This is a genomic window from Frankia sp. R43 (assembly GCF_001306465.1).
In the GTDB taxonomy this organism is placed as follows: domain Bacteria; phylum Actinomycetota; class Actinomycetes; order Frankiales; family Frankiaceae; genus Parafrankia; species Parafrankia irregularis.
In genome coordinates, this window is record NZ_LFCW01000006.1 from 265,898 (window position 1) to 287,350 (window position 21,453).

15 protein-coding genes and 1 pseudogene are annotated in these 21,453 nt (G+C 70.8%); 4 read left to right on the forward strand and 12 right to left on the reverse strand.

Annotated features, from left to right (window positions below; all coding sequences use genetic code 11):
• Positions 1-20 precede the first annotated feature (20 nt).
• From dnaB to ACG83_RS25680, 10 genes are all read right to left on the reverse strand, one after another.
• Positions 21-1,379 carry a replicative DNA helicase gene (gene dnaB, locus ACG83_RS25635; RefSeq protein WP_054568815.1) on the reverse strand — a complete coding sequence of 453 codons (1,359 nt, stop codon included), beginning with the start codon at positions 1,377-1,379 and terminating at the stop codon, positions 21-23.
• A gap of 749 nt (positions 1,380-2,128) precedes the next feature.
• Positions 2,129-2,575 carry a 50S ribosomal protein L9 gene (rplI, locus tag ACG83_RS25640; protein WP_006543270.1) on the reverse strand — a complete coding sequence of 149 codons (447 nt, stop codon included), beginning with the start codon at positions 2,573-2,575 and terminating at the stop codon, positions 2,129-2,131.
• Between the two features lie 10 nt (positions 2,576-2,585).
• Positions 2,586-2,822, reverse strand: a complete 237-nt coding sequence (gene rpsR / locus ACG83_RS25645; protein ID WP_006543269.1) for a 30S ribosomal protein S18 — start codon at positions 2,820-2,822, stop codon at positions 2,586-2,588.
• A 63-nt stretch (positions 2,823-2,885) separates the two neighbouring features.
• A complete protein-coding gene (locus ACG83_RS25650) occupies positions 2,886-3,488 on the reverse strand; it encodes a single-stranded DNA-binding protein (RefSeq protein WP_054568816.1) in 603 nt (200 codons plus the stop codon).
• A gap of 63 nt (positions 3,489-3,551) precedes the next feature.
• On the reverse strand, positions 3,552-3,878 hold the full coding sequence (gene rpsF, locus ACG83_RS25655) for a 30S ribosomal protein S6 (RefSeq protein ID WP_255354775.1): 327 nt from the start codon (positions 3,876-3,878) through the stop codon (positions 3,552-3,554).
• 129 nt (positions 3,879-4,007) lie between these two features.
• Positions 4,008-4,280, reverse strand: a complete 273-nt coding sequence (locus tag ACG83_RS25660) for a hypothetical protein (protein WP_054568818.1) — start codon at positions 4,278-4,280, stop codon at positions 4,008-4,010.
• A gap of 125 nt (positions 4,281-4,405) precedes the next feature.
• Positions 4,406-5,608, reverse strand: coding sequence for a hypothetical protein (locus ACG83_RS25665; RefSeq protein WP_054568819.1), 1,203 nt, complete (start codon positions 5,606-5,608; stop codon positions 4,406-4,408).
• Complete coding sequence (locus ACG83_RS25670) at positions 5,605-7,665, reverse strand: glycosyltransferase family 87 protein (protein WP_054568820.1); 2,061 nt, start codon at positions 7,663-7,665, stop codon at positions 5,605-5,607. Before ACG83_RS25670 ends, ACG83_RS25665 begins: the two co-directional genes overlap by 4 nt.
• Positions 7,666-7,803: 138 nt before the next feature.
• The gene (locus ACG83_RS25675; protein ID WP_369812910.1) at positions 7,804-11,049 is read right to left on the reverse strand and encodes a transglycosylase domain-containing protein; all 3,246 of its coding nucleotides are present in this window, start codon (positions 11,047-11,049) and stop codon (positions 7,804-7,806) included.
• 393 nt (positions 11,050-11,442) lie between these two features.
• Positions 11,443-11,850, reverse strand: a complete 408-nt coding sequence (locus ACG83_RS25680) for a DUF5318 family protein (RefSeq protein ID WP_054569146.1) — start codon at positions 11,848-11,850, stop codon at positions 11,443-11,445.
• 433 nt (positions 11,851-12,283) lie between these two features.
• On the opposite strand from ACG83_RS25680, the gene ACG83_RS25685 reads away from it, so the two are divergent.
• Both ACG83_RS25685 and ACG83_RS25690 read left to right on the forward strand, forming a co-directional pair.
• Entirely contained in the window at positions 12,284-12,979 is a 696-nt protein-coding gene (locus ACG83_RS25685; RefSeq protein ID WP_054568822.1) for a PadR family transcriptional regulator, read from the forward strand.
• Positions 12,980-13,180: 201 nt separating this feature from the next.
• Positions 13,181-14,254, forward strand: coding sequence for an inositol-3-phosphate synthase (locus ACG83_RS25690; RefSeq protein ID WP_054568823.1), 1,074 nt, complete (start codon positions 13,181-13,183; stop codon positions 14,252-14,254).
• Positions 14,255-14,422: 168 nt separating this feature from the next.
• Here ACG83_RS25690 and ACG83_RS25695 read toward each other — a convergent pair whose 3' ends face one another.
• A complete protein-coding gene (locus tag ACG83_RS25695) occupies positions 14,423-16,291 on the reverse strand; it encodes a substrate-binding and VWA domain-containing protein (protein ID WP_054568824.1) in 1,869 nt (622 codons plus the stop codon).
• Between the two features lie 247 nt (positions 16,292-16,538).
• Between ACG83_RS25695 and ACG83_RS25700 the strand changes: the two are divergent.
• Positions 16,539-18,067: pseudogene (locus ACG83_RS25700) on the forward strand (MFS transporter).
• Positions 18,068-19,295: 1,228 nt separating this feature from the next.
• On the opposite strand, the gene ACG83_RS25705 reads toward ACG83_RS25700, so the two are convergent.
• Complete coding sequence (locus ACG83_RS25705) at positions 19,296-20,777, reverse strand: CCA tRNA nucleotidyltransferase (RefSeq protein WP_054568825.1); 1,482 nt, start codon at positions 20,775-20,777, stop codon at positions 19,296-19,298.
• Between the two features lie 162 nt (positions 20,778-20,939).
• Here ACG83_RS25705 and ACG83_RS25710 point away from each other — a divergent pair, with 162 nt between their 5' ends.
• A complete protein-coding gene (locus ACG83_RS25710) occupies positions 20,940-21,413 on the forward strand; it encodes an NUDIX hydrolase (protein WP_006543049.1) in 474 nt (157 codons plus the stop codon).
• Positions 21,414-21,453: the final 40 nt, after the last annotated feature.

Below are 21,453 nucleotides of genomic sequence, written 5' to 3' on the forward strand. Positions count from 1 at the left end.
GGTTGTGACGCGACCGACGATCAGTTGGCCATGTCGACGAAGCGCGAGTAGTGGCCCTGGAACGCGACCGTGACCGTGCCGGTGGGGCCGTTACGGTGCTTGGCGATGATGAGGTCGGCCTCGCCGGCGCGGGCGGACTCCTTCTCCACCGCGTCCTCGCGGTACAGCAGGATGACCGCGTCGGCGTCCTGCTCGAGGCTTCCGGACTCACGCAGGTCGGACACCTGCGGGCGCTTGTCGGCCCGCTGCTCGGAGGCACGGTTGAGCTGCGAGATCGCCACGACCGGAACCTCCAGCTCCTTCGCCAGCAGCTTCAGTGACCGCGAGATCTCGCTGACCTCCTGCTGGCGGCTCTCCACCTTCTTCGGCGACGACATGAGCTGCAGGTAGTCGAGGATGACCAGGCGCAGGTCGTTGCGCTGCTTGAGGCGCCGGGCCTTGGCCCGGATCTCCATCATCGTCAGGTTCGGGCTGTCATCGATGTACAGCGGCGCCTCCGCGACCTCGCCCATCCGCCGGGCGAGCCGGCCCCAGTCGTCGTCCGTGAGCCGACCGGTGCGGATGTTCTGCAGCGACACCCGAGCCTCCGCGGAGAGCAGCCGCATGGTGATCTCCATACGGCTCATCTCCAGCGAGAAGATGACCGAGGTCATCCCGTTCTTGATGGACGCGGCCCGGGCGAAGTCCAGGCCAAGGGTGGACTTTCCGACCGCGGGCCGGGCCGCGACGATCCAGAGCTGGCCGCCGTGCAGGCCGTTGGTGAGCTCGTCGAGGTCGGTGAAGCCGGTCGGGACGCCGGTGAGCGCCCCGTCATGGCCCTGGATGGCCTCGATCTCCTCCAGCGCCGGGTTGAGCAGCTCCCCGAGGGGGGTGTAGTCATCACTGGACCGCCGCTCCGTCACCTCGTACACGGCGGCCTGGGCCCGGTCGACGACCTCGCTCACGTCGGGTGCGGGGCCGAAGGCGAGCTGGACGATGCGGGTACCGGCTTCGGCCAGCCGGCGCAGGACGGCCTTCTCCGCGACGATCCGGGCGTAGTAGCCGGCGTTCGCCGCGGTCGGGACGCTGGAGATCAGCGTGTGCATGTAGGCGGGCCCACCGACCCGCTCCAGCAGGTTCTGCCGGCCGAGCTCGGCGGCGACGCTGATGACGTCGGCCGGCTCACCCCGCCCGTAGAGATCACCGATCGTCTCGAACACGGTCGCGTGTGCCGGCCGGTAGAAGTCGTTCGCGGTGAGCACCTCGACGACGTCGGCGATCGCGTCCTTCGAGAGCAGCATCCCGCCGAGCACGCTCTGCTCGGCCGGAAGATCGTGCGGCGGGGTCCGGTCGAACTCGACCGGCGCTCCGGACCCGCGATTGATATCGGTGACGCTCACGCCCTACCCCCCCGCCCTGGGCCCACCCGAACCCGGCCCGTCAACGGCGGGCCCATCCGACGCAGGCCCGCCCCAGCCACCGAAATCGAACCTATGTTCGATTGGCCTGCGGGACCTGTCAACTCGCCCGTCCGCCCGACCACCTCAAGATCATTAACCCCCCGCCCGTACGGACTATCCCGATCCAGGGGATAGCTAGCCAGTGTGGAGGGTCCGACAGTAGGCGCAGACACAGGGAGGCTCCAAAAAGTTGTCCACAGCACCCTGTGGACAACCTGTTGGTAACTGCGGAAGATCTGGGGACCACCTCGGGATAGTGCCCCGACCGGTTGTGGACAGGGCCCTGCGATCCTGACGCGAACCCGCAGCGCGCAACGGCCAGCGGCCCGATCCAACCTGTGGACGGAAAATAGTTCAGCCGACTTTCGGGCTACTGCGCAGGCTGGCCCATTCGGGCTATATCGCCCTAACGTCCGATCTCACCCTCCGCAGCTGGCCCCGCCACCACGCCACCACACCACCAGACGGACCGAACGCCCCAGTGGACGCCGATCCCGTTCGCCTCAAGTGTCCCGCTGCCGCTTCCGCTTCCTGGGCGCACACGCCGACCGGACACCGATCCACAGTGATCTACGCGTGGCAGCGGCAAAGAAACGCGGCGCCGACGACAAGGCGCGGCGCCGCGGGTGGACCGTCACCGGTGCCGCGGCGCCCCCGGCGAGGGGGCAGCCGCGACACCGGTGGCGAAGTCAGGCGGAGACGACCTGGACGGTCAGCTTCGCGGTGATCTCCGGGTGCAGGTGGACCGAGACGGAGTGCGAGCCAAGCGCCTTGATCGGCGTGCTCAGCTCGACGCGGCGACGGTCCAGCTCCGGGCCCCCGGCGTTGGTGACGGCGGCGACGACGTCAGCCGCGGTCACCGAGCCGAACAGCCGGCCCTCCTTGCCCGCGCGGCCGGTCAGCCGCACGGACAGACCGGCCAGCTGGCCGGCGATCTCCTTGGCGTGGTCGAGGTCACGCACAGCGCGCGCGTCCCGCGCCCGCTTGATCTGCGCGACCTGACGCTCGGCGCCGCGGGTCGCGAGGATCGCGTACTTGCGCGGCACCAGGTAGTTGCGGCCGTAGCCGTCAGCCACGTCGACGATGTCCCCCGGGCTACCGAGGCCGGGGACCTCCTGGGTGAGGACGAGCTTCATCTCATCCCCCTCAGCGAGCCGTCGAGGTGTACGGAAGCAGCGCCATCTCGCGGCTGTTCTTCACCGCGGTCGCCACGTCACGCTGGTGCTGGCTGCAGTTACCGGTCACCCGACGGGCGCGGATCTTCCCGCGGTCCGAGATGAACTTGCGGAGCAGCGAGGTGTCCTTGTAATCGATGTAGTGAACCTTGTCCTTACAGAAGACGCAAACCTTCTTCTTGGGCTTGCGCACGGCCGCCTTGGCCATGGATGTGCTCCTACCTCTTTGGTTACGCGAGTTCCGATCGCGCGTTGAAGACATTCGACCGCCTTAGAACGGGGGCTCGTCGGAATAGCCGCCAGCTGGCTGTGACCACGGGTCGTCTGCGGGGCCGCCGCCGGCGTAACCGCCGCCGCCACCACCGCCCTGACCACCGCCGTAGCCGCCGCCGGGGCCGCCCTGGCCGCCGCCGTAGCCGCCGCCGCCCTGACCACCTGGACCGCCAGGACCACCCTGGCCACCACCGAAACCGCCGCCCTGGCCGCCGAAGCCACCGCCCCCGCCACCGCGGGAAGCCTTGGTGACCTTCGTGGTGGCGTAGCGCAGCGACGGGCCGATCTCGTCAACGTCAAGCTCGATGACGGTGCGCTTCTCGCCCTCGCGGGTCTCGAAGGAGCGCTGCTTGAGACGGCCCTGAACAATCACGCGCGAACCCTTGGTGAGGGATTCGGCGACATTCTCGGCCGCCTGGCGCCAGATCGAGCAACGCAGGAAGAGCGCCTCGCCGTCCTTCCACTCGTTCGTGTTGCGATCGAGTGTGCGCGGGGTCGCCGCGACCGTGAAGCTCGCGACCGCGGCGCCGTTCGGCGTGAAACGCAGTTCGGGATCGCCGGTCAGGTTGCCGACGACCGTGATCACCGTCTCACCGGCCATGATCACACTCCCCTCGCTGGACGGCCCGTGCCGGCGCGCTACGCGCCGAACGGGCGGCTCGCGTCACGCCGCTGCCCGGCGGGGGGCCCGCGGAGCCTTCGGCTCGGGCAGCCGGATCACCTTGGTGCGGATGACCGACTCGTTCAGCACGAGCTGGCGGTCCAGCTCGGCGACGATGGCCGGCTCGGTGTGCAGGTCGATGACCGCGTAGATGCCCTCGTAGCTCTTCGCGATCTCGTAGGAGAGCCTGCGGCGGCCCCAGACGTCGACCTTCTCGACGACCCCGCCGCCCTGGCGGACGACGTTGAGGTACTGGTCGAGCGAGGGAGCGACGGTGCGCTCCTCGAGCTCGGGGTCGAGGATCACCATCAGTTCATAGTGGCGTGGCAAGGTTGAACCCACCTCCTGTGGACTCTAACGGCCACGGAATCACCCGTGGCAGGAGGAAACCAGGCGCCGGTGAGCGGAGCGCCGTCTACAGGCGCGCGCACCGTCGGCACACGGTATGTCTGGTCGAGATTACTCGACCCGCCCGGTGTGGTCGGCGAGGCTCAGCAGCCGGCTGACCCGGACCCACGCGACACCGACCCCGACGACCCCGACCAGGTCGATGACGACCAGCAGCCCGCGGGCGTGCCGGGACGGGTCGGCCGCCACGATCGCCAGGATCAGGAAGAGCAGGGCCAGCACGCCGGCGGCGGCCGCCGGTACCACCAGCCGCTGCGGCACGTTCGCGCGCGCGGGCGCCACGGTCGGCCCCGCGCTGCCACCCTGTCGGTCGTCGCCCGTCACGGCTCACATCCTCGCGTATGTCCGGCCGGCCGGGCACGCATCCGATCAGCTTGGCCGTGTCGCACCCACACCCGCACCCCGGCCGGACGACGCCACGGCACGACGAGGCACGCCACAGCACGGCGTCAGTCCACCCAGTAGCCCTGGGTGAAGGCCACGACGAAGATCACCATGAGCGGTCCGCACACCCAGACGTAGGCGCCCCGCACCCATGGCCAGCGTGCACCGGCCCGCGCGAGCAGCAGATACAGCGGGAAGGCGACGAGAATGCCACGGATCCCGGACGCGTAGTAGTTCGTGAAGCTCATGATCACCGTCATGAGCCCGACGAACGTCGCCTCCCCCCACCGCCTGCCCCAGATCAGGGCACCGGTGAGCAGCACACCGATGACGACCGCGAGCAGCTCGCCGCGCCAGAACCAGACGAACGTCGACGCCCCGTCGCCGTCGAAGGCCGAGCCCCAGGTCCGCGACCAGCCGTTCCAGGGCCAGTCGACGGCACGATGCCAGCCGTCGTGCATGGCGTCGGTGTAGGAGTCCCACCGCCCGCTGCGGACCCGCAGGTAGACGAGGTAGCCGGCGATCGGCAGCGGCGGGATGGCAAGTGCCAGCGCCGGCCTCGCGATCAGCGGACGTCCAGCGGCACGCCGCACCAGCACGTACTGGACGATGAGCGCGGCGCAGAACGCGATGCCGGTCACCCGCGCGGAGGCCGCCGCCGCTCCCAGCAGGCCGGCGAGCAGCCATCGGTCACGGCGCGCGGCCAGCCAGGAGGCGGTCGCGAAGCCGAGGAAGAAGCCTTCGGAGTACGCGGCGAAGAGGAACACCGCGTACGGGAAGCACACCAGCGCGAGGACCGCGAACCGCGCGTCGCCGTCGTCCACCTCGTCGGCCGCCAGCCGCCACAGTGCGGCCACACCGATCGCGCCGACCACGAACGAGACCACCAGACCGGCGCCGATCCAGTCGGGAACGACCACGTGCACAGCCCGGATGGCCAGCGGCAGTCCAGGGAAGTCGACCTCGGTGCGGTCCGAGTAGGACGGCGAGAGGTAGCCGTAGCGAGCCACCTTGGTGAACAGGCCGACATCCCAGCGGTCCCACAGCGTCGTCAGCCCGGGGACGTCCCGGGCCGGGCCGTTGGAGAGCAGGCGCGCCCCGGCGAGCGACGCGAGGGCCACCGCGACCCGGCTCGCCACCCACAGCGGCAGGGTCGCCTGCACGCACGCGGGAAGCCGGGCCCAGGCGGTGCGCACCGCGCCGAAGCCGCCCCAGCCGCCCGGCTTCCCCGGCTCCGCCGCGACGACCTCCCGGGTCTCCGAGGTCACCCTGCATCCCCCCGCGGGCGGAGGATCGATGGAAGCCGCGGCAAAGCACGCCGGACGGACTGGACGGACGGAGCAGCCAGGCCGGACTGGACGGACTCGGTGGACAGGACGGACTCAGCAGACAGGACCGAACGAGCGGACGGCGCGTCGTGCACAGCGTGGACGGCATGGACGGCATGGACGGACGTGATGGACCCGGCCACGTCGGCAGCCTCGGCTGGGCGGGCCGCTCCGGCCGGATCTTCCGGCCCGGACGGGGCCGCGCTGTCGGCCCAGGCCCCCCTGCGCAGCGGCAGCAGGGTCCGAGCCCCGAGGCGCCCACCGCGCACGTCGGGTGCCCCGTCGAGCACGCCCCCGGCCGGGTCGTCCAGTCCGTCGGCGCGGACGACGTCGCGCTCGGGCCGCAGGATCTCCGACACGACGAACGCCGCGAGCACGCACAGGACGAGGTCGCGCAGCACGACCGCGCCGACGAACCAGCCCCGGTCGATTCCGTCGGCGCCGGAGGTGTCGTTGAAGATGAAGTGCATAAACCTGGTGAACAGCACCCAGATCTCGCAGGCCTGCCAGAGCAGGAACAGCCGCCAGCGGGGCCTGGCCAGCGCGACCAGGGGCAGCAGCCAGATCGTGTACTGCGGCGAGAAGACCTTGTTGGTCAGCAGGAACGCGATGACGAGGAGCAGCACGACCTGTGGCACCCGCGGGCGGCGCGGTGCCAGCAGCGCCAGGGCGATCACCCCGGCGACGGCCAGGATCAGCGCCACCGCGGTCACCGCGTTCAGGGTTCCGACGGGAATGCCGTGCTTGTGCACCGCGGTGAGCAGCAGCGGCGTGGCGATGGCGACCAGCAGCCAGCACACCGCCGCCGCACCGATGATCCGCGGGGCCCGCCAGGGCCAGTTGCGCAGCGCCACCGCGGCGAGCGCCCCGACGGCGGCGAGGCCGAGGAGCATCACGACGAGGTGCGCCGGCGCGAACCAGCGGGTGTCGTACTTCCCGGCGGCCCAGGACAGGGCGAAGGCCAGCGAGTCCCAGTCGGCGCCGCGCTCGGAGTTGAGCTCGAAGAAGCGCTGCAGGCCGTTGTGCCCGCCCGCGTACTCGCCGTCGAGCAGCGCGGTCCAGTTCCCGCCGCCCCAGAAGGTGGACCAGATGCCGTCGCTGACCTTGTCCGTCCCGTTGAAGTAGCCGGCGGTGAGCCACACCGGCAGCAACACACCGACCACGGTGCCGGCCGCGTAGAGCACGCTGCGCACCAGCGGGCGCAGCCGCCCGGCGCGCAGGCACAGCGCCGCCAGGCCGACCAGGAAGAACACCGGGTAGAGCTTCGTGACGATGCCGAGGCCGAACAGGATGCCGGCGAGTCGCGGCGCTCGGCGTGACCAGGCGAGCAGGCCGCCGGCGGCGAAGGCCACGGCGAGGATGTCCCAGTTGGTCAGCAGGTGCAGCGCGAGCATCGGCGCCAGCGCGAGCAGGGCCGCGTCCCACACCCGGCGCTGGCCGGCCGTCATCGCGGTGCAGGCGACGGCCACGCAGGCGGCGATCAGGAACAGCAGCGCGGTGAAGTCGTAGAACAGCGCCGAGCGGGTGTCCATCGAGTAGTGGTCGAAGACCTGGGCGCCGGGCGGCCCGCCCTCGGTGCGGAAGACGGCGACGGGCGCGGAGCCGAGGCCGGCGAACGAGGAGACGAGCTGCATCGCCGCGCCGATGAGCGGCGGGTACTCGGTGGGGTAGTCCAGGTAGGGGATCTTGCCGTCTACCAGGCCCTCCTGGCTGTAGAGGGCGACCACGTCCGAGTAGCACATCCGGGTGTACTGGTACTCGTCCGTCCAGTTACGGGTGTCGCGGCAGCCGGACTTCTGCGCGTAGCCGAGCACGCAGGTGATGACCACGAAGAGCATCAGCACCCGTAGCGGGCTCCACCAGGTCCGCGTGGTACCGACGACGGCGTGCCGCCCGGGCGGCCCCCCGATCAGCTCGCTGGCGCCCGCGACCACGGGGTCGTTCTGCGCCGGGCTGGACCGGGTGGGCAACGCCGGGGTCGTGGCCATGCGGGTCATTCTGGTACACGGACCTGAGTGCCCGTTCGACGACACTGATCAGGCGCCCGTGGGGCCCCGTGCCACCGCCGGAAGATCTGAGGACCGCGGTCGTTGTCACGACCACGGTCCTCAGATCCTGTCCGGCAGCGGCGGCAGCTAATGCCCGCCGAAGATGTCGCCGACGATGCCTGTCGGCGACCTCGTCGGTTGTGGGCGTGTCGTCTGTTGGCCGCTGGTGCCCGAGGTGGCCCGGTTGGTCTGCCGGGACTGGCTGGTGCGGTTCTCGTTGTCCCCGAAGATGTCCCAGTCGTCGGTGCCACCGACCGGCGTCTGGCTCGGCAGGTCGGACGGTGTCGGCTCCGGCGTCGGCGACGGGCTGCGCAGCGTGACGGACCCGCCGTAGGCCGGCGGGTCGAACTGCTTGATCGGCTCGCCCTTCAGGGCCGCGTCCATGAACGTCTTCCAGATCCTCGCCGGGTAGGTCCCGCCGTAGACGACGCCGTTCGTAACGCCGGGGATCCCCCTGAGCTGGTCCGATTCCCTGCCCTGGCCGCGGAACATGTTCACGCAGGAGGCGATCTCCTTCGTGTACCCGCAGAACCAGGCGGAGCGGAAGTTGTCCGTGGTGCCGGTCTTTCCGGCCGCCGGCCGGTTGTCCGCGAGCTTCGCCTTCGTGCCGGTGCCGTGGTCGATCACGGCCTGCAGCGCGTAGGTCGCGTCCCGCGCGACACTCGGCGGGATCACCGGGTCCTTGGAGGTCTGCGCGCTGTCCCCGCCGCGCAGGATGACCTCGCCGGAGTTGTCCTCGACCGTCGCGACGATGTGCGGGGTCGCCTGGTAGCCCCCGCTGGCCAGGGTGCTGTAGACGTCGGTCATCTCCAGCGCCGTGACGCCGTCCTTGCCGAGGGTGACACCGGCGACGTCCTCCAGCTTGGTGTCCGCGTCGATCCCCATGTCATGAGCGGTCTCGATGATGTTGTTGACACCGATGTCGTTACCCAGCGGGACATACACGGTGTTGATCGACTCGGCGGTCGACTCGATCAGATCCGGATAGCCGAGATCACCCGGTTCGCTCTCGTCATTACTGAACTCGTAGGTGCCGATGTTCATATGAGCGGGGGCGTGGTAGGTCGATTTGAGGCTGATGCCCGCCTTCAGGGCTGCCACCAACGTGATGGTCTTGAAGGTGGAGCCGGGCTGGACCTCCGCGGTCCCGACGTTGTCCTCGTACTGCTCCTGGCCGTTCTCACCCTTGCCGTACAGGGAGCCGCCGTACCAGGCGAGCACCTCACCGGTCCCCGGTTTCACCGCCACCAGGCCGGTGCGCAGTTCGGGCACGGCCGCGTAGGCCGTCCCGATCTCCTTGCTGACCGCCTGGAAGGCCGCGGTCTGCTTGGCCTCGTCCAGCGTCGTGGTGATGCGCAGGCCACCCCGGTTGATCTGGTCCTCGGTGATGCCCTTGTCGTCCAGCTCCTTCAGGACCTGATCGCGGATGTAGCCGACCTGGTCGGAGGACGTGTAGGAGGAGCCCTCGTTCTTGTCGATCACCGCCGGTGGCTTCTCGTTCGCCAGCGAGGCCGGCGCCCAGCCCTCGGCGACCATCGTGGCCACGACGTCCTTCCACCGCGCCTCCGCGTCTTTCGGGTTCTCCTTCGGGTCCAGGTAGTTCGGCGACCGGATGAGCCCGGCGATCACCGCACCCTCACCCGCGGTCAGCTGGGACGCCGGTTTGTTGAAGTACGCCTTGGACGCCGCCTCGATGCCGTAGGCGCCGCGGCCGAAGTAGATCGTGTTCAGGTAGAACTCCAGGATCTGGTCCTTGGAGTACTTCCTGGAGATCTTCACCGCCATCACGATCTCCCGCATCTTCCGGGTGAACGTGCGGTCCTGGGTGAGATACGCGTTCTTCACGTACTGCTGGGTGATGGTCGAGCCACCCTGGGCGATCTCACCGCCGGTGACGTTCACCCACATCGCTCGCGCGATGCCCTTCGGGGAGATCCCGGGCTCGCTGTAGAAGTCCTTGTTCTCGGCGGCCAGCACCGCGTGCTGGACGTCCTTCGACACCTGCGAGAGCGGGACGTCGGTACGGTTCACCGTCCCGATCCGGGTGATCTCGCCACCGCCCGCCCAGGTGATGATCGAGGTCTGGTCGGTCTTGACCTCGTCGGGCAGCGGGATGCGGGTGGCCGCATAGATCACCGCGAGGCCGGCGACGAACAGCAGCGAGCCGGACAGGAAGCTGGCCAGCACCAGGCGGCGGAACCAGCGCGGGCGGTTACGCCACCATCTCGGGCCATGCCGGCCCACGTTGCGCCGGGGGTTCCCGCGGCCACCGACGGCGGCGCGTGCCCCGGTGGGGTTCGTGGCGGAACGTGGTCCGGTCCGCCCACCCGGGCCCTGAGGGCCACCGGGACGCCGCCCATCGGCGCCGCCCATCCGGGACGCCGACATGCCGGAGCGCCCGTCGCGGTCCAGGGAGTCCAGCGAGTCGATCCCGTCGACAGCAGCGCCGCCGCGTGCCACCTTGCGGTAGACAGTCGCGTCCGCGGTGCGCTCGTGCACGTCGACCCGCCGCAGCGCGGCCTGGTCGACGGTGTCGTAGAGGGCGTTCACCTGGCCGGGTGGCTGGTCGGCCGGCGACTGACGCCCCCCGCCCGGGCGGTAGGCACGCAGCCGGGTGGTGGCGCCGGAGAGTCGTTCGCTCCGGCTGCCGCCAGCTCCCGCCGTGGCTCCCGCTCCTCCCGCTCCTCCCGCGGCGCCGGTGGCGCCGGTGGCCCGGGCACGTGCGGCGGCGGCACGGCCCGCCACCGGTCGTGACGGGCGATCCGCGGCCGGCCCCCCGTTGAGCAGGGCGGTGGAGTCGGCACCCGCGCCGCCGGCCTGCGGGCGGCCGGAGCCGCCGCGACCGCCGGGCCCGCCAGCCGGGCCGGGCCCGGCGACGTCGCCGCGGGCAGGTCCGCCCGTGGGCGGGGTGCGGCCGGCCGACGTGTTGCGGGGGCTGGTGCTGCGCGGGTTGGTGCTGCGGGGGTTGAGGACCCGCCCGGACCCGGTGCGCTCCGCACCGGTCTGCCGGGAACCGGATCGGCTGCCCTCCGCACGGTCGGAGAAGCCCCGCCCGCCGGACGCCGGACCGGTTCCCGCACCCGCACCCGCGTTGCGCGGCCCCGTCGTGGGCCGCGCGGGCTGACCGGAGGCGGCCCGCTGGTCGCCCGACCCGCTGGAGCCCGGGCCGCTTGAGCCCTGCCCCCTGGAGTCAGGGCCCCTGGAGTCAGGGCCGCTGGGGCCGGCGGCTCGACGGCCGGCGGTGGAGTCGCCACCGTCACGGCCGGCAGCGGCCCGGCGGCGAGCCGCGGCACCGGGATCGGGCGCCCAGCCGGCGGGCTCGGGGTTGCTCACCGAGGTCGCGGCCGGGTCCCCGGCGGAGTCGAAGCGTCGGTCCGGTGGCCCACCGGCCGGCCGCGGGCCGTCAGGCGATGGCTGCCCGTCGCCGGCACGAGTGCCTGCCGGCCGTGCACCCTGGCTGTTCGGCCGTGCACCCTGGCTATAGGGAGTACTCACCAGCTACCCCGTCCGTTCGCCGTGTGCCCCCCGGTCACTGTGCTGAGGCCATGATCCGGCCAGCGCTCCCCGAACCCGCGCCACCGCGCCGAAGTCGGCCGCACCCACGTGGAAGCCCACATGGCAGACCAGAATCTCATGCCAGATTCGACCACCCACGAGAGGGCACCGAAGTGTAGGCGGCCTGGACCGACACAGGCCGATCAAGGCGACGGAGCTCGGCCGAGGCTCTCAGGTGTCGGCGGCCCGTCGGCGTGACTGCTTCCTGGCCGGTGGCTCACCGGTACCGATCACGTACGACGTGATCAGATGGTTCCAGCCACAGGGCGGACAGACCTCGACCACGTAGACGTTCAGCTCGCTGTAGCGGGTGGCCAGGCCGGGCAGTTCCTTGGTGGCTCGCACCCGGCCCGAGCTGGGCCCCAGTTCGTCACCATAGGTATAGGTGACGTTGATGAGCGGGTCGGCGCCGCGGCAGACCGGGCACCGCTTCTTCGTCGGCTCGCCGTGGTACCTGGCCGCCCGTACCAGGTAGGGATGTGCGTCGCACACGTCGGCCGAGGAGACCCGGCCCGCGAACAGGTCGCCCAGCGTCGCCCTGCGGGCGAGCGCATAGTCGATGACCGACCGTGGACGCATGCCTGCCACGGTACGCCGACGGCGGTCGCCGGGCAGACGGTAACGACAGAAGTTGACGCGCTCCACGCCTTTCGCCGGCGGCGGCTCCCGGGCGCCCGACCCGGCCTGGCGGGCCCGGACCGTGCCTGGCGCGGATGTCACCCGGCAGCGGCGTCGCACGAGCCGGCGCCGAACCCTCGTGTCCATCCACCGCAGTGCTTCTGACCTGCGGCGAATCCTCGATCTGTCATCGTCCGGTCGCCAGTACGCAATCCGGTGTTGCCGTGGGCGTACCGAGGCGTCTATCCTCGATGTATCGCATCGATATGTCGGTGCGACAGTACTAGTCGATACACAGCTCCGATACACACAGCCGATACACACGGAGCCGATACACAGGTCCGGGCCACCGGGCCGGTGCGGGCCTGGTAGCTGCCGCGGGAGGTGAGCGCGCATGTTGGAGCTGGCGGTGCTCGCGCTCCTGTCGGAGTGCCCCATGCATGGCTACGAGCTGCGCAAGCGACTCGCCGCCGTGCTCGGGTCCTTCCACCGCTTCAGCTATGGTTCGCTGTATCCCTGCCTGCGCCGGCTACAGGCGTCCGGTTTCGTGACCGCGGACGACGCCGGCGCGGCCGCCCGGATCGGCGGGCGCAGCCGGGTCGTCTACACCCTCACCGCCGAGGGCAAGGAGAAGCTCTCCGATCTGCTGGGTGAAGGTGGGCCGTCCTCCTGGGAGGACGAGATGTTCGGCGTCCGCTTCGCCTTCTTCTCCAAGACGGACGCGGCGGTGCGGCTGCGGATCCTCGAGGGGCGGCGCGGCCGACTCGAGGAGCGTGGCGAGAAGGTTCGCTCGGCGCTGACCCGCACCCAGAAGCGGCTCGACTCCTACACCCTCGAGCTGCAGCGCCACGGCCTCGAATCGGTCGAGCGCGAGGTTCGGTGGCTCAACGAGCTGATCGAGACCGAGCGGGCCCAGGCGCCTGCGCCCAGGCCAGGGCCGCAGGTGTTGTCCACATCATCCACAGAGTTGTCCACAGGTTCGTCCACAGCTGACGTGGAGTCGGTGGAGCCAACGGCCCCGCCGGCAGACACGCGGATCCGTGGCGAAGGCCCCAGCGACGCGGCCCCGTCCCCAGCCCCCGGCACCTAGCGCAGCGCACCACCGGCAGTGCGGCCCCGGGCATCACGGCAGGGGTCTGGTTCGGCGCGTGGTCGGGCTCGCACGGTTGACGCAGGTAGTCACCGTCCAGCCAGGTCCCGCACCTTGCCACCCAGCAACGCCAGGCCTTCAGCAGTTCCAGGCCGCCAGCAACGCCAGCATCCCATTCACCAGCTAAGGAGCGCATCCGTCATGGGTTCGGTTCGTGTCGCCATCGTCGGTGTGGGCAACTGCGCCGCATCTCTCGTCCAAGGGGTCGAGTACTACCGCGACGCCGACCCGTCGGCCCAGGTCCCTGGTCTGATGCATGTGACGCTCGGCGACTACCACGTCTCCGACCTCACCTTCGTCGCCGCGTTCGACGTCGACGCGAAGAAGGTCGGCCGCGACCTCTCCGAGGCCATCGTGGCCAGCGAGAACAACACCATCAAGATCGCCGATGTGCCCCCGCTCGGCGTCACCGTCGCCCGTGGGCACACCCTCGACGGCCTCGGCCGCTACTACCGCGAGACGATCGAGGAGTCCGACGAGGCCCCGGTCGACGTCGTCGCCGCGCTGCGTGAGGCCCGCGCCGACGTCCTCGTCTGCTACCTCCCGGTCGGCTCCGACGACGCGGCGAAGTTCTACGCCCAGTGCGCCATCGACGCCGGCGTCGCCTTCATCAACTGCCTCCCGGTCTTCATCGCGGGTGTCCCCGAGTGGGCCGAGAAGTTCCGCGCCGCGGGTGTGCCGATCGTCGGCGACGACATCAAGTCGCAGGTCGGCGCCACCATCACGCACCGGGTGCTGGCGAAGCTGTTCGAGGACCGCGGCGTCATCCTCGACCGCACGATGCAGCTGAACGTCGGCGGCAACATGGACTTCAAGAACATGCTCGAGCGGGAGCGGCTGGAGTCCAAGAAGATCTCCAAGACCCAGGCTGTGACCTCCCAGGTCTCCCACGACCTGGGCAAGGACAACGTGCACATCGGCCCGTCCGACTACGTCGCCTGGCTCGACGACCGCAAGTGGGCCTACGTCCGCCTCGAGGGCCGCGCGTTCGGTGACGTCCCGCTGAACCTGGAGTACAAGCTCGAGGTCTGGGACTCCCCCAACAGCGCCGGCGTGGTCATCGACGCCGTCCGCTGCGCGAAGGTCGCGCTGGACCGCGGCATCGGTGGGCCGATCCTCTCGGCGTCCTCCTACTTCATGAAGTCCCCGCCGGAGCAGTACCGCGACAGCGAGGCCCGCGACAAGGTCGAGTCCTTCATCCGCGGCGAGGGCTGAGCGAGCGGCACCACCGCGCGTGATCGCACGACGCTGATCGCGCCGCACTGAAGATGACGGCGATGGCCCCGAGGACGTCTGTCCCGGGGCCATCGCCGCGTCCGGAGGCAGGCGGCTGGCATCCGGAGGCAGGCTGGCGTCGAGAGGCGGACCGGCGTCCGGAGGCGGTCAGCCGGGAATCTCGGTGAACGCTCCGACGAGCACCACGAAGATGCTGTTCGGGTCGAGGGCCGGGTAGCTCTGGGCGCCGGTCGCGTCGGAGATCCGGGCCAGCGCCTCCAGGTCGGCGTCCTCGCCATAGCCGATCGTGATGATCCGCACCGGATGCAGCGGCGAGTACTCGCGGCGCAGCGTCCGGACCAGCTCGTCGAGCGACATGCTGCCCGGGTCGGAGTTGCGGCCGTCGGTCAGCAGCACCACCTGGTTGGGCCAGCCATCCTCATAGTGCTGGTTCAGATGCCGGAACGCGGCGAGCGTGGTCTCGTACAGCCCGGTGTCACCGCGAGGTTCGATCCGGCTCATCTCGTCGATGACGGCCTGCCGTCGGGGTACCCCGCCAGCCCCGTCTGCCCCGCCGACCCGTTCCTCCACCGGGCCGAGCCCGACGAGTTCGTCCCAGTCGTCGGCGCCGTGCAGCCGGGAGGAGAACCGCCACAGCCCGAGGTTGCTGCCGTCCGCGAACATCGGCAGGGCGGCCTTCGCGGCGTCCAGGGCCACCGCCAGCCGGCTGCGGTCTCCGCTGGCGGGCACCGGCTCGGCCATGGAGCCCGAACTGTCCAGGACCATCAGCGTGTTGGTCTGCTGATGCACCCCGACGAAGGTCGCCTGCAGCGCGGTCATGACCGTCGGCACCATCACCGGCTTCCTGCCCAGCTCCTGCGGCCGGGCCGCGAGCCCGGTCTCGGGTCCGAGGGAGTCGGCGGCCCCGTCGACGGTTCGGAAACCGTGACCGGCCAGCGCCGCCACGCCCCGCCCCGACCTCAGCAGCGCCAGCAGGTCCGCGGCCACCTGGCTTTTCACCGGGTCGGACGAGACCCGGCTCAGCTGGACGTAGCGGATCTCGTCCAGCATGAGCCCGTCGGACGGGTAGGACGCGACGAGCTCGGGCCCGTCCCCGTCCGGCAGCCGCGCGCCGAGCCCGACCCCGGCGTTGTACTGGTAGACGAGGCTCTCGGAAAGCGGGATCGCGGACAGGCGCGACGCGCCCGGATCGTCGAGGCCGGTGCCGCGCAGCGTCGCGAGCAGGCTCGCGTCGGAGCCCGGGAGCAGGCTCGCCGCACGTTCGAGCCGCAGGATGGCGCTGTCGGTCGTGAGATCGTCAGTGAGGTCGTCGGTGATGTCCTTCTCGATGAGCCGCGCGGCCGGCCGGTCCAGGGCCTGGGCGACGAGGACGGTCAGCGCGGACAGGCCGGACGTCGTGGTGCGCGGGTCGGGCAGGCCGATCGTGAAATCGCCCCAGGCCGCGTTCCCGTGCGCGGTCCAGTAGTCGTCATCGCCCGGCTCCGCCAGCTGCCTACCCAGGTCGGCCCAGGAGAGCTGATGCCCGGGCCACCCGAGCGCCACCGCCATCGGCCGCGGCATCGCGATGACGACGGGCGACGTGGCGATCAGCTGACCGGTGTCGGTCAGCAGCCGGTTGGCCGGTTCGGTGGTTCGCGCCAGGGCCAGCCAGTCGGCGGAGTCCGGCACCCAGATGTCGGGGATCTCCCCGGCGCCCGGGTCGCTCCAGCCGCCGCGCAGGTACGCCGCGGCCCGGCCGCTGTCGACGGCGTCCACCTGGATGGACGCGCAGTACCCGAAGACGGCGGGATGCTCGTCGTGGTAGGCCGTCGCGAGCTCCTCCATCGGGTCGGCCAACGACGGGGCCACGGCGACCGTCAGCGTCACGGTGCCGGCGCAGGTGGCGACCGCCGGACTGCCGCGGAGGAACACCCAGCCGCTGGTCAGGGCTGCGGCGAGCACCGGGATCGCGGCCAGCGCCGTGATCCGGCGGACGGACGGGCCGGTGCGGCGGTACCGGTGCCGGGCACCAGACATCAGACCGGGACCTCCGAAACGGTCGATCTACGCGAGGTGACCGTAGCGGACCCTCCTCGACCCGGCGCCACCACAGACGACCGCAGTGTCTGCATTGATGCACCCCCAAAGACCCGCGCGAGCATGGTGGCGCCATTGCGATGACCCGGAAACGGAAGTCTCCCCGGAGAGATCACCCTTCATTTCGTGGGCGCTCCTGCGGTGGCCCGCCATTCCGATCGGGCCGTGCACTTCGTAGGCTGACGAGGTGGCCTCGACCGGCAACTCGCCCGGCAAGCAGTGGACCGGTGATCTGCGTACCCTGCTTCTCGGCCGCGGGTTCCGCCAGCTCTACGCCGCCCGGCTGTCATCGCAGGCCGCGGACGGTGTCTTCCAGGCAAGCCTGGTCAGCTACGTCCTGTTCTCGCCGGAGCGCGCGACGTCCGCCGGCGCGCTCGCGGCGTCCCTCGCCGTGGTGGTGCTGCCCTTCAGCGTGATCGGCCCGTTCGCCGGCATCGTGCTCGACCGCGTCTCCCGGCAGCGGGTCCTCGTGGTCTCCTCCGTGATCCGCGCACTGCTGATGGTCGTGCTCGTCGGGCTGATCCTCGGCGGGCGCACCGGTGCCGACTTCTACGCGACGGCGCTCGCCGCGGTCAGCGTGAACCGGTTCGTGCTGGCCGCCCTGTCCGCGGGCCTGCCGATGGTCGTGGACGTCGACCGCCTCGTCACCGCCAACGCGCTGTCCGTCACCTCGGGCACCGTCGCCACGCTGCTGGGCGCCGGCATCGGCAGCGGTCTGCGCGGGCTCACCGGCGGTGACGACAAGGAGGTCGCGCTGGTCGCGGGCCTCGCGGCGCTCGCCTATGTGGCCGCCGCCGTGACAGCGTCACGCCCGGCCCGGCTCGCCTTCGGCCCGGTCGAGGCGGCACCCTGGCAGGGCGCCTGGTCACAGGCCCGCAGCGTGGCCGCCGACCTGGCCGACGGCGTGCGCTACCTGTGGCATCACGGTCCGGCGCGGCGCGCCCTGGCGGCGCTGACGGCGTCCCGGGCCGCCTACGGGCTGGTGCTGGTGCTGACGGTGCTGCTCTACCGCAACCACTTCACCGGCGCCACGGGCGGCCTCGCCGGCCTCGCCCAGGTGGTCGCCGCCAGCGGGATCGGGACGGTGCTGGCCGCCGTGGTCACCCCCGGGTGACGCAGCGGATGCCGAAGGCGCGCTGGATCGCGACCGTCCTCGTCGGGGGCGGTGTCGTCGAGATCGCGCTGGGGCTGCCGTTCCAGTCGCTGCTGTTCGTCGTCGCCGGCCTGCTGCTCGGCTTCTCCGCCCAGGCCAGCAAGATCTGCGTCGACACGATCGTGCAGGAGGAGACGGAGGACGCCTACCGCGGCCGGGCGTTCTCGCTCTACGACCTGCTGTTCAACCTGGCCTTCGTAGCGGCCGCCGCGGTCGCCGCCCTCATCGTGCCCGAGGACGGCCGCTCCGCGCCGACCATCATCGTCGCCGGGGTCGGCTACTGCCTCGCGGGCCTCGTCTACTACCAGGCCGCGATGCGCCACCCCGAGGACCGGGTGATCCGCGGCGTCGGAGCGGCCCACAACCGGGCCGCCGACAGCCCGATCACCGACAGCCCACTCGCCGCCGGGCCGTCGATCGACGGGCCGTCGATCGGCGCGCCGGTCGTCGACAACCCGGCGATCGACAACCAGGCGATCGACGGCCCGAGCGGCGCCGGCTCGTCGACGGTGACGAACGCGGCCAGCACGTCACCGTCGACGAGCACGCCGCTCACAAGCTGACATCGCCCGCCCTGGCGGTGCGCCTCAGCACCCTGGCGGTGCGCCTCAGTGAGAAGTGGCGGATCTGGCCCCCGATATCGACCTGGCCGTCCGTGCCCACCCTCCCTCCGCACGGCGACCCACCGGGATCCCGCACCGCCACCGCCACCGCCAGCAATTAGTGTCAATAGCAGCAAAAAGCGGCAAAGGGTCACCTGGTGATCCGCAAGAGGCGAGGATTTCGGTTCCTGTAGCGACCAAAATTCTCATTTCACGCTCGGAAGCAGCGACAGCAGAAGCTCGAAGCTCGCGATTCTGCGACAGCCGCTCCCGCAGGCCAAGATTCTCAGGTTCTGCTTGGCAGCAGCACCCCCAGCGTCTCGAGCCTGCCCGGAAGCAGCCGTTACAGCCACAGCCGCCGATCGGCGCGGCAGACCGCGCGGGCAACGGACCGCGCGGGCGGCGGGCCGCGCCGGCGGCGAGCTGTGCGCCTGGTCGATCTATTTGGTTTCTGACAGCACTGGCCAGCTTTCGACGCGGGCGCGCCTTTTCCATTCACGAGACTAGAGGGCTCCTCGTTTCCCTTCCTCCGGATCTCTTGACATCCATTTCGTCGCCGGTTTTACAAGGCTTCGATGAGCGGTTATCGGAAGAGCCACAAAGAGCCCCTTGATCGTCGTTCCAGCGAACCTCGCCGAGCCCCGCGGCGGTGGGATCTCGTGCGTCCAGCGAGCCGCGGGCGCCGCTGATGGGCCCTTGAGCCGCTGGTCACAGGGGTTGTTGAGGTCATGCCGGCCGCTCCGACACCGCGCCGGGCCAACGGCGGCCGCGGCCGCGGGCCGCCCGCGGCCGCCGTGAGCCCGTGATCACTGGTCGCGGCCCGCCCGCCATTCATTCAACAGATGGGAACGATTCAGGTTTCAGACGCCTCTGTCACTTTTCCGGGTGCGAGCCACGGGGCATCCACCAGGGATTCCGGACGTTCGTCCGGGCCTGGCTGAAGCAGCCCGTCTCGCGGTCCTGAAAACGCTCCACCAAAGACCGATAGCCGGACGGACGTGGCTGCTTCCGAGTAAGAGTGAAGGATTCTGGTCGCCGGAACGACCAAAACCCTTCACTCTTCACGCCGCTGCCGCTGCTGCCGCTGCTGCCGCCGTTGCGGCTGCTTTCGGGCAGGGAGGAGCGGTTTTGGCTGGGCCCCGAGGGCCGCGCTGGCCGCCGACGGCAAGGAACTACTGGAGGCGCCGCACTAGACGTCGCTGCCCGGTTCGTCTCCGGGAACGGGGACGGGTATGCCGTTCTCCTGCGCCCACCGGAGCAGCTCCGCCTCGGCGGCCTCGCGGCCCAGCAGCCCGCGCTCGAACCGGACGTCGAGCATGTGCTCGCGTGCCTTCCCGACGAGCCGCGACGGCGGCAGCGCCAGCAGCGCCATGATGTCGTCGCCGGAGAGCTCCGGCCGGATGGAGGCGATCTCCTCGCTCGCGGCGAGGTCGGCGATCCGCTCCTCCAGCGAGTCGTAGGTCCGGGCCAGACTTTCGGCCTTGCGGCGGTTGCGGGTCGTGCAGTCCGAGCGGACCAGCTTGTGGAGGCGGTTCAGCTGCGGGCCGGCGTCGTGGACGTACCGTCGCACCGCGGAGTCCGTCCACTCACCGGAGCCGTAACCGTGGAAGCGCAGGTGCAGGAAGACCAGCGAGCAGATCGCGTCGGTGACGTCCTTCGGGAAGCGCAGCGCGGTGAGGCGCCGGCGCGTCATGTCGCGCCCGACGACCTCGTGGTGGTGGAAGGACACCCGCCCGCCGGGGATGTGCCGGCGGGTGCGCGGCTTGCCGATGTCGTGCAGCAGCGCGGCCCAGCGCAGGATCTCGTCCGGGCCGTCGTCCTCCAGCGCCATCGCCTGGCTCAGCACGGTCATCGTGTGCGCGTAGACGTCCTTGTGCTGGTGGTGCTCGTCGATCTCCATCCGCATCGCGCCGAGCTCGGGCAGCACGATGTCGGCGATGCCGACCTCGACGAGCCGCTCCAGCCCGGCGATCGGGTTCGGGCTGGCGATCAGCTTGCGCAGCTCGTCGCGCACCCGCTCCGGGGAGACGATCTTGATGCGCGCGGCCCGCGACCGCATCGCCGCCACCAGCTCGGGCTCCGGGGTGAGCCCGAGTGCCGCCTCGAACCGGGCGGCGCGCAGGATCCGCAGCGGATCGTCGTCGAAGGACGCCTCCGGCGCGCCGGGGGTACGCAGAACCCCGCGAGCCAGGTCCGCCATGCCGCCGAACAGGTCGACGAAGTCATGCCCCGGGACGGACACCGCCATCGCGTTGACGGTGAAGTCCCGCCGGACCAGGTCATCATGCAGCCCGTCACCGTAGGTCACGGTCGGGTTGCGGGACGTCCGGTCGTAGGTCTCGCTGCGGTAGGTGGTGACCTCGAACCGCACCCCGCGGCGGGCCAGGCCGACCGTGCCGAAGGCGATGCCCGCTTCCCAGGTCGCCTCAGCCCAGCCCCGGGTGATCTCCAGGACCCGCTCGGGGCGGGCGTCCGTGGTGAAGTCGAGGTCTGGGGCGCTCTTGGCCCGGCCCAGCAGCGAGTCCCGGACGGAGCCGCCGACCAGGTACAGGGCATGCCCATGGTCGGCGAAGATCCGGCCCAGCTCATCCGCGGGCGCGGGCACCCGCAGCAGTTCGCTCACCACCTGCTCCGCCGAATCCCGGGGATTGTCAAGACTGATTACAGCCACACGTTCAGATTACGGGTGCCCGGCCCCACCGGGACGTCCACAGCCGGTCCATGGCCCGGCCCGTCACGCTCGGGACGTCCCGAACCAGGAACTGAGCCGATTCACGCGGACGAACCGGACACACAACGAGGCCGATTCGGCCGCTGCTCGTACGATCAGGGCATGCCCTCCCCGCCCAGGACGACGCCCGGCCGCCGGCCGCTGCGCCGGGTGGAGGAGACCTCGGCGGGTGGCCTGGTGCTCGACACGCCGTCAGCCGGGGCGAACGCGGCCCTGATCGCCCGTAGGGACAGACGTGGGCGACTGTTGTGGTCACTGCCGAAGGGGCATGTGGAGGCCGACGAGACCACGGAGGAGGCAGCCGTCCGGGAGGTCGCCGAGGAGACCGGGGTGACCGGGGCGGTGCTGGCCCCGCTGGGCACCATCGACTTCTGGTTCGTCGCCGGGGAGGCCCGGGTGCACAAGACCGTGCACCACTTCCTCCTGGTGCGCACCGGGGGCGCGCTCTCCGACGACGACATCGAGGTCGAGGAGGTCGCCTGGGTGCCGCTCGCCGAGGTCGCCGACCGCCTCGCCTACGCGGACGAACGGCGGCTGCTCGACGAGATCCCGACGATCCTCGCCGAAGCGTCGTGAGCGTGGCCTACCCGTCCCGGCGGCGGCGCCGGGCGAGCCG

What these genes read in the sequence shown, in the direction of transcription:
- rpsR (WP_006543269.1), bottom strand. Translation starts at nt 2,822, where the DNA reads ATGGCCAAGGCGGCCGTGCGCAAGCCCAAGAAGAAGGTTTGCGTCTTC.
- ACG83_RS25695 (WP_054568824.1), bottom strand. Translation starts at nt 16,291, where the DNA reads ATGTCTGGTGCCCGGCACCGGTACCGCCGCACCGGCCCGTCCGTCCGC.
- rplI (WP_006543270.1), bottom strand. Translation starts at nt 2,575, where the DNA reads ATGAAGCTCGTCCTCACCCAGGAGGTCCCCGGCCTCGGTAGCCCGGGG.
- ACG83_RS25670 (WP_054568820.1), bottom strand. Translation starts at nt 7,665, where the DNA reads ATGACCCGCATGGCCACGACCCCGGCGTTGCCCACCCGGTCCAGCCCG.
- ACG83_RS25685 (WP_054568822.1), top strand. Translation starts at nt 12,284, where the DNA reads ATGTTGGAGCTGGCGGTGCTCGCGCTCCTGTCGGAGTGCCCCATGCAT.
- ACG83_RS25650 (WP_054568816.1), bottom strand. Translation starts at nt 3,488, where the DNA reads ATGGCCGGTGAGACGGTGATCACGGTCGTCGGCAACCTGACCGGCGAT.
- ACG83_RS25690 (WP_054568823.1), top strand. Translation starts at nt 13,181, where the DNA reads ATGGGTTCGGTTCGTGTCGCCATCGTCGGTGTGGGCAACTGCGCCGCA.
- ACG83_RS25680 (WP_054569146.1), bottom strand. Translation starts at nt 11,850, where the DNA reads ATGCGTCCACGGTCGGTCATCGACTATGCGCTCGCCCGCAGGGCGACG.
- ACG83_RS25710 (WP_006543049.1), top strand. Translation starts at nt 20,940, where the DNA reads ATGCCCTCCCCGCCCAGGACGACGCCCGGCCGCCGGCCGCTGCGCCGG.